The organism is Bordetella tumulicola (assembly GCF_054779135.1).
The window spans coordinates 809,164-824,189 of the sequence record NZ_BAAGYU010000010.1; the positions used below are offsets into that span (position 1 = coordinate 809,164).

Here is a 15,026-nt window from a genome sequence, read left to right on the forward strand (position 1 = left end):
TCCGAATTGGGTGAGGAGTAGTCATGCAAGATGGTCAGTTTATGGTGGTTGGTGGAGGATTGGTCGGGGCATCAATTGCCTACGGCGCAGCAAGACGCGGCGTGCAGGTCGTGTTGTTGGATCAAGGCGATGTGGCGCATCGGGCATCCCGCGGAAACTTTGGTTTGGTCTGGGTCCAAAGCAAAGGCGACAAGCTGCCACGCTATGCGCAGTGGAGCCGGGACGCAGCAAAATTGTGGCCGAAACTCGCCGAGGAACTTTTGGAATCGACGGGTGTGGACACCGCGCTGCAACAGCCTGGCGGATTCTGGATAGGGTTCTCCGAACAAGAGATACAAGAGCGTCAGGCATTACTGGAGCGCATAGACCGCACGGTGGGCGGCATCCCGTTCGAGATGTTGGATCATTCGGCGTTGAAACAGCGGCTGCCAGGCATAGGGCCGAAGGTTGCGGGTGGCAGCTATTGCAAGCTAGACGGCCACGCCAATCCGCTGATGCTGATGCATGCATTGCATGCCGGGTTGCTGCGATGTGGTGCGCAGGTGGTGTCGGGTGTCGATGTGGTCACGATCAAAGCCGGTCCGTATGGATTCGAGGCGATCGCTAAGCAGGGTGGCCGCTGGCGGGCAGGGCGGTTGGCATTGGCAGCGGGCTTGGGAAATTTTGAATTGGCCAAGCAAATCGGGCTGCACGCGCCTGTCTTACCCAATCGTGGGCAAGTATTGATTACCGAGCGTCTGAAGCCCTTTTTGCCTTATCCCACAAACAAGGCGCGTCAGACCAACGAAGGTACGGTGCAACTGGGATATTCGGTGGAAGACGTGGGCCTGGACGATGGGACCACCGCATCTGCCATTGAATGGATCGCCAAGCGTGGCGTGGAAACCTTTCCTGCGCTGTCGCGCGCGCGCTTGGTCCGGGCATGGGGAGCCCTGCGTGTTATGACGCCCGACGGCCTACCTATTTATCAGGAATCGTCCGCATACCCAGGGTCGTTCGTAGCGACCAGCCATAGCGGGGTGTCGCTAGCCGCGACGCACGCTTTCGAGGTGGGTCCCTGGATGGCGGGCCTGGCACAGGCGCCACAAGGCCTCGATGCCTTTAAGGGCGAGCGGTTTCTGGACACTACACGGAGTTTTTCTCATGCCCACTGACACGCTATTCCGATCTGGGGCGTCCCAGGCGACGGTCACTATTGAATTCGACGGAAATCGCTGCAAAGTGCCTGCAGAGATTAGCGTGGCAGCGGCCTTGCTGCTTGACGGTGTGCGAACGTTCCGGACCACACCTGTGGGCGCTAAGCCTCGGGCTCCCTATTGCATGATGGGCGTTTGCTTTGATTGCTTGGTCGAAATCGATGGAATTCCCAGTCGACAAAGCTGCATGACTCGCGTCCGCGAAGGGATGGTGATACGCACGCAGTCTGGCGCGTCTGATGCGGATATGGCCGTGTGGAATTCAATGGAAGTAGTTGGACTCGGGACTGTGTCCCAGCTTGATGTGAAAAAGGGGCGGCCATGAGTGATCAGAAAGTGGACCTGGTGATTATTGGGGCGGGTCCTGCGGGCATGGCCGCGGCCTGCGAGGCGCGGCGTTATGGCTTGTCTGTGATGTTGTTGGACGAACAGCCAGCCGCCGGCGGGCAGATCTACCGTGCGGTCGACAGCGCGCCGGCGGATCGAGTCGATTTGTTGGGCAATGATTATGGCTATGGAAAGAACCTGACACGTGCGTTCGGTGCCAGCGGTGCGGAGCACCTACGTGGGGCAGCGGTGTGGAGCGTTGAGCGCGACGGTTCGGTCCACTACCTGGCCGACGGCCGTAGCGCGACGGTGAAGGGCATCAACATCCTACTGGCCAGCGGCGCGATGGAACGCCCCTTCCCAGTCCCGGGATGGACACTGCCTGGGGTGATGACAGCGGGCGCCGCGCAGATCCTGCTGAAAAGCGCGGGCGCGCTGCCCGACCAACCTGCGGTGCTGGCGGGTTGTGGACCGCTGCTGTATTTGTTGGCCTGGCAATACTTGCGGGCGGGTGCACCAATAAAGGCGATCGTGGATACCACGCCGTTGAAAGCCTATCGCGAAGCGTTGAAACACTGGGACGGGGCGTTGAAAGGTTGGCGCGACCTGAAGAGAGGATTGGGGTTGTTACGGTCGATACGACGCCATGGGGTGGCCGTCTATCGGGGAGCGACGCATCTGGGTGTGTTGGGTGATGTGCGGGCCCAGGGCTTGACGTTCCAGATTGGCGGACAACCACAACGCGTGGAATCTCCGCTGATATTGCTGCACCAAGGTGTGGTACCCAATACGCAATTGTCCTTGTCAATGCGGCTGGCCCATCGTTGGGATTCACAGCAGCTGTGCTGGACCCCCGTCGTGGACGAATGGGGCAAGACCGACTGTGCTAACTGCTACATCGCGGGCGACAGTGCGGGCATCGTTGGCGCCAAGGCATCAGCTGAGCAGGGCAGGTTGGTGGCTTTGGACGTTGCCCTGCGTGCGAATCGTCTATCCGAGTCGCTGCGAGAGTCTCTGGCATTGCCCATACGTGACGCGCTGACACAATTCACCGCCATCCGCTCGTTCCTGGATGTGCTGTATCGCCCTTTGGACATTCACCGCATGCCTGCAGACGACGTGATTGTGTGCCGTTGCGAGGAAGTGACTGCCGGGCAGATTCGCCATTACGTCGAGCTAGGTTGTCACGGGCCGAACCAGACCAAGGCATTCGGGCGTTGTGGCATGGGCCCGTGCCAGGGGCGATTGTGCGGCCTGACCGTCACCGAACTGATTGCAGATGCCCGAAAAGTAGATCCCCAGGACATTGGTTACTACCGAATTCGGCCACCTATCAAACCTATCACCTTGGGCGAATTGGCCCAGTAATGCTTTAACCAGGAGAGTGAAATGAGCGACATACAACGTATTGCCACCGATCCGCGCCGCAGCAGGGCTGTTGTGTACAACGGAATGGTGTTCGTGGGCGGCCAGACCGCTGACGACCGCAGCCAAGACATCCAGGGACAGACGCGCCAGACCTTGGCCAAAATCGAAAAATTCCTCGCCGACGCAGGTACGGATAAAAGCCGTTTGCTAACTGCGCAGATCTGGATCAAGGACATCAAAAACGACTTTGCAGGCATGAACGAGGTCTGGGATGGATGGACAGTCCCGGATTCCGCGCCTACCCGCGCGACCTGTCAGTGCGAACTGGCGTCACCCGAGGTCTTGGTCGAGATTATCGTGACAGCGGCGGTTTGACCCGTTTTCGCGGATTTGCTGGATAGAATGTTCCTCTTTCGCTGTTGTGCGATATGGCTGTAGGCAGGGCGTAAGGTGCTTGCGGCCGGGGGAACTAACCGTGAATTTATCTCAGATCGAAGCATTTCGGGCCGTGATGTTGACAGGGTCTACGACGGCCGCGGCGGGCGTTCTGCATACCTCGCAGCCCAACGTAAGCCGTTCCATCGGGCAACTAGAAAAGGCGACAGGGTTGAACCTGTTCCACCGGTCGCCAGGCAAACTAACACCAACGGAAGAAGGGCGGCTGTTCTTTAATGAAGTGCAACGCAGTTATGTGGGCTTGGAACGTCTGGACGAAGCCGCCAAGCGCGTGCGGTTATTTGGTTCGGGCTCGCTGCGCATCGCAGCGGTGCCAACGCTGGCATTGGGACTGATTCCGCGTGCGATCAAACGATTCGTGGCGGATCATCCGTCGGTCAATATCTCGATCCACACGGGGCATTCCATGGTGGTAACCCAATGGGTAGACCAACAGTTTTGCGATATCGGCGTGGTCTCGCAGCTGTCTGCCCAGGCGTATGCGGTGGATCCGGATATGTTGTACGAAGTCGGCGGTGTGTGCCTGTTGCCAAAGGACCATCGATTGGCCAGCAAATCGCGAATCGTGCCTACTGACCTGGAAGGCGAGGCGTTTATTGCGCTGGCCATGCACGACGGACTGCGGCATTCCATAGATCGGGTGTTTGAAGTCGCGGGCGTGACGCGAAAGATTACACTGGAAAGCCCGTATAGCTCGGTGATTTGTTCGTTAGTGTCGCTAGGCATGGGCATCAGCATCGTGAATCCGATCATCATGCGGGACTATCGCGATGCCGACATTGTGTTCCGGCCGTTCGAACCGCAGATTCCCTACCGGTGTTCGATGCTGTTTCCGACGGGGCGCAGAGAAAATCGGTTGGTGGACAGGTTCGCGCAAACCCTACGAGTGTTGGCAGCGGAGGAGTGTGCGGATGTCGAGGCGATGCGGGCGAACGTATAAGAGCGTGGACGCTGGGGTTGTCTGCGCCGTAGCAAGGGTCCTCGTATATCGGGCCCCGACTAACCGATGGATGGCGAACGTACTGGCTTCGTGTTTGCACAGGTCGAGAGCGAAGCGTATGGCCTGCCATCCAAAGCAGGTTACGCAATAAGCTTGGCCTGACGCATGATCTCGTGGCATTCGCGCAGTTCGTCGGGGTCGAGCGCACCGCCAGGCGGGCGTAGGTCACCGCCCTTCAGGCCCAAATGCGCGCTAAGCACCTTAGATAGCGCCAGGTGATGAAAGCCCTTGGCGAAGTATCGACTTTGCAGCTTTTGTGCAATGGAAACGATTTCCCGCAGTTGGGCGGACGCTTGCTGCATATCGCCTGCCAAGGCATGGTCAATAAAGCGCCCGCAGCGCGGGTGTTCGGCATTTTGCACCAGCAGCGGGCGCGAGGAACCCATCATGAAGTCGGGCGCGATGTCGGGGTAGACCATCTTTCCGAGTAGGAAATATTCTTCGAGCGATGTGGCCACTGAAATCGAGCCACCAACCGCTTCCATCACGGCGGCGTAGGCCGAGAAGTCCATGGTGGAGTTTTGCACACCGACCAGATTGTCGATGGGCAGCAGCGTCTTGACCATCGAAGGCGTCAGGTAAAAGCCGAGTTCCGTCAGGGTGGTGCTGTACACGAAGAAGCCGCAATCTATGCGTGCGGCAACAGTCTCGTAGAACTTCTGTATGCCGTCCGCCGTTTTGGGGCCGTAGTAGGGCGGCCATATCATGACAGCGTCGGCGCCGCATTCGCCTGCGTGCCGGGCCTGATCCACCACGTTCTGCACGGTGGTGTCCGACACGCCCACGATCGTAGGCACGCGCCCCGCCACGGTGTCCAGCACGATTTCAGTGACTTGATAGCGCTCTGTTTGCGTCAGCGTCCAGAACTCCTGATGAATGGAGTGCACAGATAGCCCGCCAACGCCGGGTAGCGCGATGGTCGTTTCAACGTTATGCCGCAAGCCTTCTTCGTCGATCTCGCCGTTCGTAAGAAAAGGCGTATACAACACGGTGAAGTAACGTTTGAAACGGTCGCGTATGTCCTGGCGCCGTGCATTGAGGGGCGAAATACTCATGACCGAGGCGCCGCTTCAGTAAGCAGAGCGTCCGCCGTCAGCGGGGACGGAGACCCCGGTGATCATGCGCGATTCGTCGGACGCCAAGAACAAAGCAATGTTTGCCACGTCTTCCGGCTCGCCGAACCAGTACGGGTAGGTCTTGATGGTTTCGTCGACTTTCATGGCGTCTTCGCTTTTTCCCGGTTGACCGGGAATACCATAAGTATCGCGAATACGTTGCGTGTTGATCCGACCGCAACAAATGGCGTTGGCGCGCACGCCTTGCTGGGCATAAGCACCCGCAAGATTGCGCGTGATCGTCACAATGGCTCCTTTGGCGGCGGCATATACGTGTGCCTTGCCCGAGCCGCGAAGCGCCGCACCGGACGACATGTTGACGACGCTGCCGCCACCCGAGGCAATGATCTTCGGGATGGCGTACCGGCAGCCCAGCAGCGTCCCGCGTAGGTCCAGGTTCATGGTCTTGTCCCAGACCTCCAGCGGCACGTCGGTAACCAGCGAATCCTGCGGCAACGAGCCGCCTGCCGTATTGAACAGGCAATGCAGTCCACCGAAAATGGACATGACGTCGTCGGCTAGTTGCCGCACGCTGTCGTCATTGGTGACGTCGACGGCAAAGGCCTTGGCCTTGGTGCCATCAGGGCATACGGAGGCCGCCACGGATTGGACGGCATCAAACTGGATGTCGGCAAGCGCCACATGGGCGCCTTCGCGCGCAAAGATTCTTGCGGCGGCCTCGCCAATGCCCGTTCCCGCACCGATGATCAGGGCCACTTTGCCGGCAAGCCGGCCGGTCTGAGCGGGGTGTGATTGGGTGGATGACAAGGCTGAGTATCCTAGGCGTTGAAAGGGCTGCGTTGGTCGTACAGGCGGGCGCCCTGTTCCAGCGTGATGAATTTTGCGTCCTTTTCCTGCAAGGCCTCAAACAGCTTTTCCAGCATGATCATGCGATGGCCACGGCCAATTACATACGGGTGGCAGGTGTAGGTCAGAATGCCCCAGTCGCAGGTTTGGCTCATGTATTCGAAGTCATTCACCCAATTTTCCAGAACGCCGGTGGCATTTTGCAGGCCGGGCGCCAGCGACTGCCCCACACGTAAATATTCAAAGTGCGGAAAGTCATCGAGCGTCCAACTGATGGGCAGCTCAATGAGGGACGTGGTCTTGCCGAACTGCATGGGCTCGTCGACCAAGACCACGTCGCCTTGGCGCACGCGGTAGGGTTCATGATCGTTGCCCATCATGCTGCTTTCATACAGAAAGCCGTGGCGCAGCAGAAGCTCGACCGTCGAATTGCTGAGATCCCACGATGGTGAGCGATAGCCGCGTGGCACATTGCCCGTAAGCTTGCGTATCGTTTCCATGCCACGGACCAGGCCGTCCTCTTCCTCTTGCGGCGTGAGATTCGCGGGCGGCACATGGGTCCAGCCGTGGTGACCGATCTCGTGGCCGGCGGCAAGAATCAGTTCGCATTCCTTGGGGTAGGTGCCAATGACTACACCCGGTATGAAGAAGGACGCCGTAATCTCGTAGCGCTTCAGAAGGTCGAGAATGCGCGGGATGGCAATGGCGCCGAATTCGCCGCGCGACACGGGTGTGGGTGTGGTGAGGCCGCGTGCCACGAGCCCCGACATGGCGTCGAAGTCGAAACTGATGCATGCGTAGTGTTGACTCATGGGCGTCCCTTTATCAAGCTCGGGTGCCTGGCTGGGATGCCAGGAATTCCATTAAATACTGCGAGCATTCTCTCGGATAGCCGTCGCAAATATTGTGTGCGGCAGTGTCGATGTAGACCAACTGCGAATTCGGAATGCGCGCCTGCATTTCCACGTAGGCGTTGGCGTGTCCAATGGACTCCTTGCCCGCCGCAACGATCAGGGTGGGGCATTGGATTTTTGTCAGCTCTTCCATGAAGTCATGCGTGCACATATGTAATACAAAGCGCGCAATAAAAGTGGGATCGTTGGAACCGGTTTGATCGATGAACCATTCCACCAGTTCCGGATCTGCGGTCTTGTCGAAACGTTCGTGGATCGTCTGCGCCAGGAAGGGCTTGAGTCCAATTTCCTTGATCTTCGGGATCCAGGTGGGCGCGTGACTGTTCTTCAGGCCCGGCGTTGCCGCATAGCTGGCCAGCGTCTTCACCTTGTCAGGATGCTGTATGGCCAATTGCTGAGCCACGTAACCCCCTGCCGAGTTGCCCACCACATGTACACTGCCCTCACCCGCCAAATTAATCAGTTGGGCCGCGTCCGACACCAGTAAATCCAGTGAGAACGGATCGGATTCGGCGGGAATAGCGGAGTCGCCGTGTCCGCGTAGATCCATTCGGATTACGCGGTACTTCTGCAACAGGGTCGGCATCCAGCTGAACCAGCGCGTGGAGTTGCCCATCGCCGGATGCAGCAACAATACCGTTTCAGGTTTGGTCCAAGGTGGCGTGAAATTGTCGATGTGGTAGGCGATTTCCAAGCCGTCGTCCGAAGTGAAGGTGGAATGCATGTTGAACCTGCCCCTATGAATTAGTTGATCGTGATCTTTGCGGCTGTGATGAGCTTGTTCCATTTGTCGAGCTCGGACGCTGTGAGCGCCTGAAACTCGTTTGCTGTTCCACCCTGCAACACGTATCCCAGGCCCAGGACGCGCTCCTTGACGGTCGGGTCCTTCAGCGCTTCATTGAAGGCGTGGTTGAGCTTTTCGACGACGTCAGTCGGTAGGTTCTTCGGGCCGTAGACGCCCCATTGGGTGCTGGCGTTTACGTTGGCAAGGCCAGCTTCGTCAAACGTCGGTACGTTGGGCATGGCTTCGCTGCGTTTGTCGCCGGTAACCGCAATGGCCCGCAGACGGTTGTCCTCGACGGGGCCGCGCGCTGAACTGATACCGGTGAAAGTAAGCGGGACCTGGCCCGACATGACAGCGGTAAGGGCCTCGCCCGTGCCCTTGAAGGGGGCGTGTTCGATATCTACGCCTGCAACCATGTTGAAGAGTTCACCCGCCAAATGGGTGGAGGCGCCGTTGCCGCCCGAACCGTAGAACAGTTGTCCGGGATCCTTTTTGGCCAGCGTGATGAGTTCCTTGAGCGACTGCGCCGGGAGTTTCGGGTTGGTGACCAGAATGACGGGGCCCGAAGCGAGGTGTACGACAGGTGTGAAGTCCTTGACCGAATCGTAGGGCAGGTTGTCGCGCAGGCTGGGGTTGATCATGAACGTGGAGTCCACGATAAGCAGGGTGTAACCGTCAGGGGTTGCCTGAGCCACTTGCTGCGTTCCGATGATGCTGGAGCCGCCTGGTTTGTTGTCCACAATGATTTGCTGGCCCAGCACTTCGGAAAGCCGTGGTGCCATGAGGCGCGTGAAAATGTCGGTGCCACCGCCAGGGGCGAACGGGACGATGATGCGAACGGGGCGTTCGGGCCAGGTTTGGGCGGCGCTCGTACTCGTTATCAGTGCGGCTGATAGGGCGACGATGGAGCTTAAAAGTTTGACGCCGAGTTTCATTGTTTCTCCTGGATCGTAAAACTTACAGAGATACGTGCGCGTATCCAAACACCAATATCAAACCACGGCCTGTCATTTATTGCAACGAAAAGCCCACTGTGATTCATTTAATGCAATGAACATTGCATTAAAGGGCAGGCAGAGTTTCATACAATAGCCATAGCAGGAAGGGGAGCTTGTGAAAATCGCCCGAAATGCCTGCGAACTTCACGATCCCGGTTTCAGTGATGGTGCGGGCGCAGGACGAGCTGAGGGGTGAAGTTATGGAGGACTATATTGTCTTGCAGCAAGATACCCAGCTGTCGGAGCAACTGGTCGCGGCGATTCAACGCCATGTGAAAGACGTAATCGCTCCCTACAAGTATCCCCGTCAAATCGAGTTTCTATCGGAGCTACCCAAGACCGCTTCCGGCAAGATCTCGCGACGCCTGCTTCGGAAAGACGCAGCAGCTACGAATGCGACGTTGTAAACACGCCAAACTCTTCCCATAGTTCGTCGCCATGCTTCAGACTTTGTTTGACTTCCTTTTGGCGCTTTAGCGCGACGGCCGCCACGATAGCGTTGCACAAGCTGAAGGCCGCGGTGTAGGAGTCAAACGGCGAGGTGCTGGAGGTATGAATCAGCAGCCTGTGGTCGGACAAGTTGGCAACCGGTGCCAGGGGGCTGTCGGTAATGCAGACGATTGACGATTTTTTCTTCCGAAAATGCTGTGCGGTCTGCACAACTGCGCTCGAATAGCGTCGGATGGTGATGGCAAGCAACACGTCTTCGGGGCTCGTCCACAGCAGCTGATCGGCCAAGGCCGTGCCGGTAGGCAGGGCATGTACGTTCGGCAGGCACATGTTCAGGTGCGTGTACAAGTAATGTGCTACCGCCGAACTGTTCTTTGCTGCAACCAGGTAGATACGTCGAGTTTCAGGGCGCGTGAGGATGTCGATCAAAGCGTCGAAGGCGCATTGGTCTATCGCTTCCAGTGTGGCACCAAGATTTTCCCGGTCCATTTCCAGAGTGCGCTCGAGCACGTCGGTAAGCGAGTGTTTGCTCTTAGAAGCCTGTTTCGCTCGTTGTGATGGCGAAGTCAGCTTCGAGGCTAGATCCAGGCGAGCTTCGTCCTGGACTTCCCCCAGCGACGCATAGTCCAGCTTTGCAAAGAATCGTACGACAGTCGATGCGCTGACATCTACCTTGTTGGCAATAGCGGTAGCTGATTCCAGCAGGTGTTGCGGGTAGCCGGACAAAATATAGTCGGCAAGCTTGGTTTCGTGCTTGGTCAGCTTGCGGGGATAGTTTGCGATCCGGTCGAACAGCTTCATGAAGAGCTTTGCCTTGAAGTCTAGAGAGTAGTGTGAGCAGTGGCGTAGGCGGCGTGACGATTCTACGCCAAGTGCTCGATTGCAGCAGAATTTTGCAATTTTCATTGCAAAAAACTATTGTTTATGATGATAATGAGTCATTAGTGGTAGTGATGTATGACGGAGGCCCGACGCATGAAGCAAATTGCAGGATATGAGAAGGTGGCGGTCTGGCTCCGGTCACACGAACAGGAAATGTTCGAGTTCCTCGAGCGCGTGGTGAATACCGAGAGCGGCAGTTACTACAAGCCAGGAGTCGACCAAGTCTGCGAGCTGTTTCGTGCGTTTTTCCACAAGGCAGAAATCGAGACGATGGTTTACCAACAGGAGGCTCACGGCAACTGCCTACGGGCTGATATCGCTGGCAGCGGTGGTGTCGATACGCGGCATGTACTGTTGCTTGGCCATATGGACACCGTTTTCCCCCGAGGCACGCTAGCAAACTGGCCCTACCGCGTCGAAGATGGCGTTGCCTATGGTCCGGGCGTTGCTGACATGAAAGCCGGCTTGGTCATGAATGCCTTCGTGGCACGAGCCTTTCATGAATGCGGGGGCAATATCGCGCCCATTCGTGTTTTTTTTACAGGCGACGAAGAAATTGCATCGCCGTCCTCACGTAACCTGACGATAGAGATGGCGCGTGGCGCCGGCACTGTTCTAAACGCGGAGCCAGGTCGGCCCACGGGCAATGTAGTTGTCGAGCGCAAGGGCGCAATGTTCGTCGACTTCGAGGTAGAAGGCATCGCCGCCCATGCCGGCGTGGCGCATGAAAAAGGCGCGAGCGCCATCGAAGCCTTAGCCCGGAAGGTTATTGCGCTGCACGCGCTGACGGACCGGAACACCGGCGTCACGACCAATGTCGGCACCGTCGAAGGCGGTGTGTCGGTCAACACCGTGGCGCCCTTTGCCAAGGGCCGACTCGACGTCCGTTACCCGAAAGGCACGGACGAAGACGCCCTGCAAAAGCAGATTGCCTCCATCATTGAAGAGGCCTCGCCCGTCTGCACGTGCGGCCGCATTACGCACGAAGGCCGCTTCTTGCCCTTGTTTCAGACCGACGAAAGTCGCCTGTTGCTGGACGACTATGCCCGTGCCGCTCAGAAGTTGGGGATGTCGGTCAAGGGCGAGTCCACCGGGGGCTCGGCAGACAGCGGCTTAACCGCCGCCGCAGGCGCGCCCACGCTGTGTGCAACGGGGCCCGTGGGCGGCAACGTGCATACGCGTAAAGAATATTGCGAACTGAGCACCCTTGTCCCGCGCGCTGAAGTCTGTGCGGCCACAATCTTGATCCGGGGCGAGCTCTATGCCTCGTAAGGGCGAAAACCCCCACCGATAACATTTGGAGAAATGAATGTCACGCTTACCACTTCTGGATGAAAGCAAGGATTTGGAGTTCGCCGATGCCTTGGCCGACGTGGAAAAGAGTCGTGGCAAGGCTTCGAACGCCTTGCGGTCCATGGGCCATGCCCCCGAAGCGCTGAAGCGCTTTGCCGCTGTTGGCGACTATGCGCGCTACCACTCGACACTAACGGCGCGTGAGCGCGAAATAGTAATCGTGATTACAGGACGTGGCTACGAATACGCCATGATGCATCACGTGCCGTTGGCTCTGCAGGCGGGCATCAGCCAGGATGAAGTCGACGCGATGCGTCGCGGCGAAGTTCCGACGACCTTTACCGGCGTCGACGCGGCGCTGACGCAATACGCCCTCGAATTTTCCACGCCCGCGTCGGTCAGCGACGCCACCTTTACAGAGCTCAAGGAATTCATGTCGCCGCGCCAGATCACCGACGCATCGTTTACCGCTGCCTACTACGTGGGGTTTGCGCTTATGCTGGCCGCGATGGACCCGATACCAGATACTCCGGAATACGTTCAAGCAGGGCTGGCTTGGCAGCTGAAGGCCGATCAGCCGTAAGCGTCAAAGCATTCAAACCGTCATAAAAGGAAGTCGGTATGAAAACCCTAAAACTGGTACTGGGTGCCTGCATAGGCATCTCCGGAATGTTGGCGTCGAGCATGGCAGTGAGTGCCGACAACTACCCCAGTAAACCCATTAAAATCATCGTAGGCTACCCGGCGGGCGGCGCCAACGACCTGGTTGCACGTGCAATCGGTCAGGAAATGTCTAAAGACCTGGGACAGCAAGTGGTCGTGGAGAACGTGTCTGGCGCGGCTGGCACCATCGGCGCGGCATCGGCAGCGCGGGCTGCGGCCGACGGCTACACTTTGTTCATGGCCGCAGGCGCGCACACCCTCGCGCCCAGCGTACGCAAATCCTTGCCCTACGACATCGTGACCGACTTCGCGCCGATCAGCGTTGCGGCAATCGGCTCTTATGTGTTGGTGGTCAACCCCGAGATCAAGGCCTCTTCAGTCAAAGAGCTTATCGACCTGGCGAAGTCCAGTCCCGAAGCCATGACCTTCGCCTCTTCCGGTACCGGCGCGCCGCCGCACCTGGCCGGCGTATTGTTCCAGGAGCGCACTGGCACCAAGCTGCATCACGTTCCTTTCCGGGGTGACGCAGACGCCAACACCAATGTCCTGGCAGGTCACGTTGATATGATCTTCGGATCGATGGGCCCCACCGTTCCGCACATTCGTGCCGGCAAGCTCCGCGCCTTGGCCGTCGCAGGCGACACCCGTAGCGCGGCCTTGCCCGATGTCCCGACCCTCCAGGAAGCGGGCGTGCCTGACTATAACGTCTCGACCTGGTGGGGCCTGTTGGCACCGGCCGGCACACCGCCGGCCATCGTCGAAGAGCTCGCCCAGTCCGTCGAAAAAGCTGCCGCTCAACCGCACATCAAGGAACAGTTCATCAACATGGGTGTGGAAGCCAGCTCCAACACACCTGCAGAGTTCGCTGTCTTTATCAAGGACGAGGTTGCGAAGTTCAAGAAGATCACCGAGGCAGCAGGCATTGAGCCCCAATAAGTTCACCGGCCGAATCGCCGTGATCGGTGCGGGTGCGGTCGGCGGCTTCGTCGGCGGCCGGCTCGCCGCTGCTGGCTACGACGTTACCCTGATCGACGCCTGGCGCGATCATGTCGACGCGATTCGGCGCGACGGGCTGGTCATCGCCGAGCCAGACAATGAACAGTCCATTCCGGTACGCACCCTGCACGTGGATGACGTGTCATCCCTGGACGCATGCGCGCTGGATATCGTCTTCATCTGCGTAAAGCTCTACGACACCGACTGGGCGGCCAGCATCGTTCTGCCTTATCTGAAACCATCAGGCTGTGTCGTCACCTTGCAGAACAGCCTCGTCGAAAGCATCGTTGCCTCGCGCGTCGGCTGGGACCGCACTCTGGGCTGTATCGGCAGCGGGGTGTATGTCGCCCTGGAAGGCCCGGGCCGTATACGTCGCAGTAAAAAGCCCGTGAAGAACGGAGCTTGCGTGTTCTACATTGGCGAAGCGCAACAGCCTCTCTCTGATCGCGTCGCGATGCTGGCCGACATGTTGTCCCAGGTCGACACCACCAAAGCCACCGACAATTTGTGGGGACTGCGCTGGTCCAAGCTTGTGGCCAACACCATGACTTCGGGCTTCAGCGCAGTGTGCGGACTGGGTCTCAAGCAAGTCTTCGGCGATCCCGCGTGCTGTCGCATCATGCTTCGCCTGGCGGCTGAAGCCATCGAAGTCGGCGCCGCGCTGGGATATGCAACCGAAGATGTTTTTGGCCTGGCGCCCGATGTGTGGCTGCAGGCAAACGCCTGCGACCCCGCAGCCCTGGAGGAGGTGACCACGGTCATGCGGACTCAGTTCGAGACCGTGACGGAAGACGCTATTTCAGGAACGTTGCAGGACCTGAAGAAGGGTAAGCAGACGGAAGTCGAATTCATGAACGGTTTCGTCGCAGCAAAGGGCACCGATGTCGGTGTGGCTACGCCCATGCATGCGGAAGTAGCGGGAATACTTCGGTGTATCGAGGCAGGTCAGAATATGTCGGGTGAGTGTCATCTCCGTGCGCTGGAAGGCCTTTTGAAGTAGGTCTTCTGACGCACGGTCGACCAGGTTGGTTGGGTTTTTAGTTTGAATTTGACGTCGAGAGTACTCAGATAAATACCTATAACAACGTCAACCTTGTACTGAGAATGCTTTCATATCCGGCTGCTGCAAGATCATCCGGGCCACCGCCACACTCTGTGGATCCCCCGATGCCAGCAATGCCCGCACTACGCCTCGCCGGTCGTCCACCGATTTGTCCTGGTTTAGTTTCAACTTTCCTTCGATGCGAGCAATCGGAATGTCGATGGCGACGATGGCGCTTAATCGTGACTGCGTCAGCGCCTGGGGCATGTCCGGGAAACGCCAGCTTCCTTGTAATGGCGTGTCGTACCGCGCCACGGTTCTATCCAGCACATTGCGAATGCGGGACGGGTCGTCGATCACCGTGGGGGTACCCTGCACATGAATCGCGGTGTAGTTCCAGGTCGGGAACGTTTGCTGGTTTTTGTACCAACTGGGTGAAATGAACGCGTGCGGCCCCTGGAAAATGACCAGGCAAGGTTTACCGGACAACAAGGTGCGCCACTGCGGATTGGCACGCGCCATATGAGTGGTAAGCAGGCCCTGGGCCGGCAGTTCGTTGTCGACCTCAGGCTGGCGAACCGACCTGTCCAATAAAAAAGGCAGGTGGGTTGCCGTCGGCCCTTCCGGGCCGACCGAGACCAGGGTCGCAAAACTCCAGGCTTCGATGCCATCGTGCAGTGCGGCTAGATCGGTGTGCGCGTAAGCGGAAGGCGTATACATGTCGTTGGCTCTACC

The 15,026-nt window shown here is 58.3% G+C and carries 17 protein-coding genes; 10 read left to right on the plus strand and 7 right to left on the minus strand.

The features are described from left to right. The first annotated feature begins 23 nt into the window (after positions 1-23). The 5 genes from ACYVDM_RS21105 to ACYVDM_RS21125 all read left to right on the plus strand — a co-directional run bounded on the left by ACYVDM_RS21105 (position 24) and on the right by ACYVDM_RS21125 (position 4,287). Complete coding sequence (locus tag ACYVDM_RS21105; RefSeq protein ID WP_415788533.1) at positions 24-1,154, plus strand: NAD(P)/FAD-dependent oxidoreductase; 1,131 nt, start codon at positions 24-26, stop codon at positions 1,152-1,154. Continuing rightward, a complete protein-coding gene (locus ACYVDM_RS21110) occupies positions 1,144-1,521 on the plus strand; it encodes a (2Fe-2S)-binding protein (protein ID WP_415788535.1) in 378 nt (125 codons plus the stop codon). Before ACYVDM_RS21105 ends, ACYVDM_RS21110 begins: the two co-directional genes overlap by 11 nt. Further along, positions 1,518-2,891, plus strand: coding sequence for an FAD/NAD(P)-dependent oxidoreductase (locus ACYVDM_RS21115; RefSeq protein ID WP_415788537.1), 1,374 nt, complete (start codon positions 1,518-1,520; stop codon positions 2,889-2,891). The genes ACYVDM_RS21110 and ACYVDM_RS21115 overlap by 4 nt, the downstream gene beginning before the upstream one ends. 21 nt (positions 2,892-2,912) lie before the next feature. Then, positions 2,913-3,266, plus strand: coding sequence for a RidA family protein (locus ACYVDM_RS21120; protein WP_415788539.1), 354 nt, complete (start codon positions 2,913-2,915; stop codon positions 3,264-3,266). 100 nt (positions 3,267-3,366) lie between these two features. Further along, positions 3,367-4,287 (plus strand): LysR substrate-binding domain-containing protein, encoded by a 921-nt coding sequence (locus ACYVDM_RS21125; RefSeq protein ID WP_415788541.1) that lies wholly within the window; start codon positions 3,367-3,369, stop codon positions 4,285-4,287. 140 nt (positions 4,288-4,427) lie between these two features. On the opposite strand, the gene ACYVDM_RS21130 is transcribed toward ACYVDM_RS21125, so the two are convergent. From ACYVDM_RS21130 to ACYVDM_RS21150, 5 genes are read right to left on the minus strand one after another with little or no spacing between them, the layout of a single operon-like run. Continuing rightward, the gene (locus ACYVDM_RS21130) at positions 4,428-5,402 is read right to left on the minus strand and encodes a dihydrodipicolinate synthase family protein (protein ID WP_415788543.1); all 975 of its coding nucleotides are present in this window, start codon (positions 5,400-5,402) and stop codon (positions 4,428-4,430) included. 15 nt (positions 5,403-5,417) lie between these two features. Then, the gene (locus ACYVDM_RS21135) at positions 5,418-6,230 is read right to left on the minus strand and encodes an SDR family NAD(P)-dependent oxidoreductase (RefSeq protein WP_415788545.1); all 813 of its coding nucleotides are present in this window, start codon (positions 6,228-6,230) and stop codon (positions 5,418-5,420) included. A gap of 11 nt (positions 6,231-6,241) precedes the next feature. After that, the gene (locus tag ACYVDM_RS21140) at positions 6,242-7,081 is read right to left on the minus strand and encodes a polysaccharide deacetylase family protein (RefSeq protein WP_415788547.1); all 840 of its coding nucleotides are present in this window, start codon (positions 7,079-7,081) and stop codon (positions 6,242-6,244) included. A gap of 13 nt (positions 7,082-7,094) precedes the next feature. Next, positions 7,095-7,907, minus strand: coding sequence for an alpha/beta fold hydrolase (locus ACYVDM_RS21145; RefSeq protein WP_415788549.1), 813 nt, complete (start codon positions 7,905-7,907; stop codon positions 7,095-7,097). Between the two features lie 20 nt (positions 7,908-7,927). After that, positions 7,928-8,902 (minus strand): Bug family tripartite tricarboxylate transporter substrate binding protein, encoded by a 975-nt coding sequence (locus tag ACYVDM_RS21150; protein ID WP_415788551.1) that lies wholly within the window; start codon positions 8,900-8,902, stop codon positions 7,928-7,930. 227 nt (positions 8,903-9,129) lie between these two features. On the opposite strand from ACYVDM_RS21150, the gene ACYVDM_RS21155 reads away from it, so the two are divergent. After that, positions 9,130-9,372, plus strand: coding sequence for an AMP-binding enzyme (locus ACYVDM_RS21155; RefSeq protein WP_415788890.1), 243 nt, complete (start codon positions 9,130-9,132; stop codon positions 9,370-9,372). On the opposite strand, the gene ACYVDM_RS21160 is transcribed toward ACYVDM_RS21155, so the two are convergent. Further along, positions 9,353-10,216 carry a MurR/RpiR family transcriptional regulator gene (locus tag ACYVDM_RS21160; RefSeq protein WP_415788553.1) on the minus strand — a complete coding sequence of 288 codons (864 nt, stop codon included), beginning with the start codon at positions 10,214-10,216 and terminating at the stop codon, positions 9,353-9,355. The genes ACYVDM_RS21155 and ACYVDM_RS21160 overlap by 20 nt on opposite strands. Positions 10,217-10,390: 174 nt before the next feature. On the opposite strand from ACYVDM_RS21160, the gene ACYVDM_RS21165 reads away from it, so the two are divergent. The 4 genes from ACYVDM_RS21165 to ACYVDM_RS21180 are packed head-to-tail and all read left to right on the plus strand — an operon-like array spanning position 10,391 to position 14,249. Then, positions 10,391-11,569, plus strand: a complete 1,179-nt coding sequence (locus ACYVDM_RS21165) for a M20 family metallopeptidase (RefSeq protein WP_415788555.1) — start codon at positions 10,391-10,393, stop codon at positions 11,567-11,569. A 37-nt stretch (positions 11,570-11,606) separates the two neighbouring features. Beyond that, a complete protein-coding gene (locus ACYVDM_RS21170; RefSeq protein ID WP_415788557.1) occupies positions 11,607-12,173 on the plus strand; it encodes a carboxymuconolactone decarboxylase family protein in 567 nt (188 codons plus the stop codon). A 38-nt stretch (positions 12,174-12,211) separates the two neighbouring features. Then, the gene (locus tag ACYVDM_RS21175) at positions 12,212-13,189 is read left to right on the plus strand and encodes a Bug family tripartite tricarboxylate transporter substrate binding protein (RefSeq protein WP_415788559.1); all 978 of its coding nucleotides are present in this window, start codon (positions 12,212-12,214) and stop codon (positions 13,187-13,189) included. Next, on the plus strand, positions 13,176-14,249 hold the full coding sequence (locus ACYVDM_RS21180; RefSeq protein WP_415788561.1) for a ketopantoate reductase family protein: 1,074 nt from the start codon (positions 13,176-13,178) through the stop codon (positions 14,247-14,249). Before ACYVDM_RS21175 ends, ACYVDM_RS21180 begins: the two co-directional genes overlap by 14 nt. An 87-nt stretch (positions 14,250-14,336) precedes the next feature. On the opposite strand, the gene ACYVDM_RS21185 is transcribed toward ACYVDM_RS21180, so the two are convergent. Further along, positions 14,337-15,011, minus strand: coding sequence for an FMN-binding negative transcriptional regulator (locus ACYVDM_RS21185; RefSeq protein WP_415788563.1), 675 nt, complete (start codon positions 15,009-15,011; stop codon positions 14,337-14,339). Positions 15,012-15,026: the final 15 nt, after the last annotated feature.

What these genes read in the sequence shown, in the direction of transcription:
- ACYVDM_RS21145 (WP_415788549.1), bottom strand. Translation starts at nt 7,907, where the DNA reads ATGCATTCCACCTTCACTTCGGACGACGGCTTGGAAATCGCCTACCAC.
- ACYVDM_RS21115 (WP_415788537.1), top strand. Translation starts at nt 1,518, where the DNA reads ATGAGTGATCAGAAAGTGGACCTGGTGATTATTGGGGCGGGTCCTGCG.
- ACYVDM_RS21150 (WP_415788551.1), bottom strand. Translation starts at nt 8,902, where the DNA reads ATGAAACTCGGCGTCAAACTTTTAAGCTCCATCGTCGCCCTATCAGCC.
- ACYVDM_RS21155 (WP_415788890.1), top strand. Translation starts at nt 9,130, where the DNA reads ATGGTGCGGGCGCAGGACGAGCTGAGGGGTGAAGTTATGGAGGACTAT.
- ACYVDM_RS21185 (WP_415788563.1), bottom strand. Translation starts at nt 15,011, where the DNA reads ATGTATACGCCTTCCGCTTACGCGCACACCGATCTAGCCGCACTGCAC.
- ACYVDM_RS21120 (WP_415788539.1), top strand. Translation starts at nt 2,913, where the DNA reads ATGAGCGACATACAACGTATTGCCACCGATCCGCGCCGCAGCAGGGCT.
- ACYVDM_RS21110 (WP_415788535.1), top strand. Translation starts at nt 1,144, where the DNA reads ATGCCCACTGACACGCTATTCCGATCTGGGGCGTCCCAGGCGACGGTC.
- ACYVDM_RS21130 (WP_415788543.1), bottom strand. Translation starts at nt 5,402, where the DNA reads ATGAGTATTTCGCCCCTCAATGCACGGCGCCAGGACATACGCGACCGT.
- ACYVDM_RS21160 (WP_415788553.1), bottom strand. Translation starts at nt 10,216, where the DNA reads ATGAAGCTGTTCGACCGGATCGCAAACTATCCCCGCAAGCTGACCAAG.
- ACYVDM_RS21165 (WP_415788555.1), top strand. Translation starts at nt 10,391, where the DNA reads ATGAAGCAAATTGCAGGATATGAGAAGGTGGCGGTCTGGCTCCGGTCA.
- ACYVDM_RS21175 (WP_415788559.1), top strand. Translation starts at nt 12,212, where the DNA reads ATGAAAACCCTAAAACTGGTACTGGGTGCCTGCATAGGCATCTCCGGA.
- ACYVDM_RS21140 (WP_415788547.1), bottom strand. Translation starts at nt 7,081, where the DNA reads ATGAGTCAACACTACGCATGCATCAGTTTCGACTTCGACGCCATGTCG.
- ACYVDM_RS21170 (WP_415788557.1), top strand. Translation starts at nt 11,607, where the DNA reads ATGTCACGCTTACCACTTCTGGATGAAAGCAAGGATTTGGAGTTCGCC.
- ACYVDM_RS21105 (WP_415788533.1), top strand. Translation starts at nt 24, where the DNA reads ATGCAAGATGGTCAGTTTATGGTGGTTGGTGGAGGATTGGTCGGGGCA.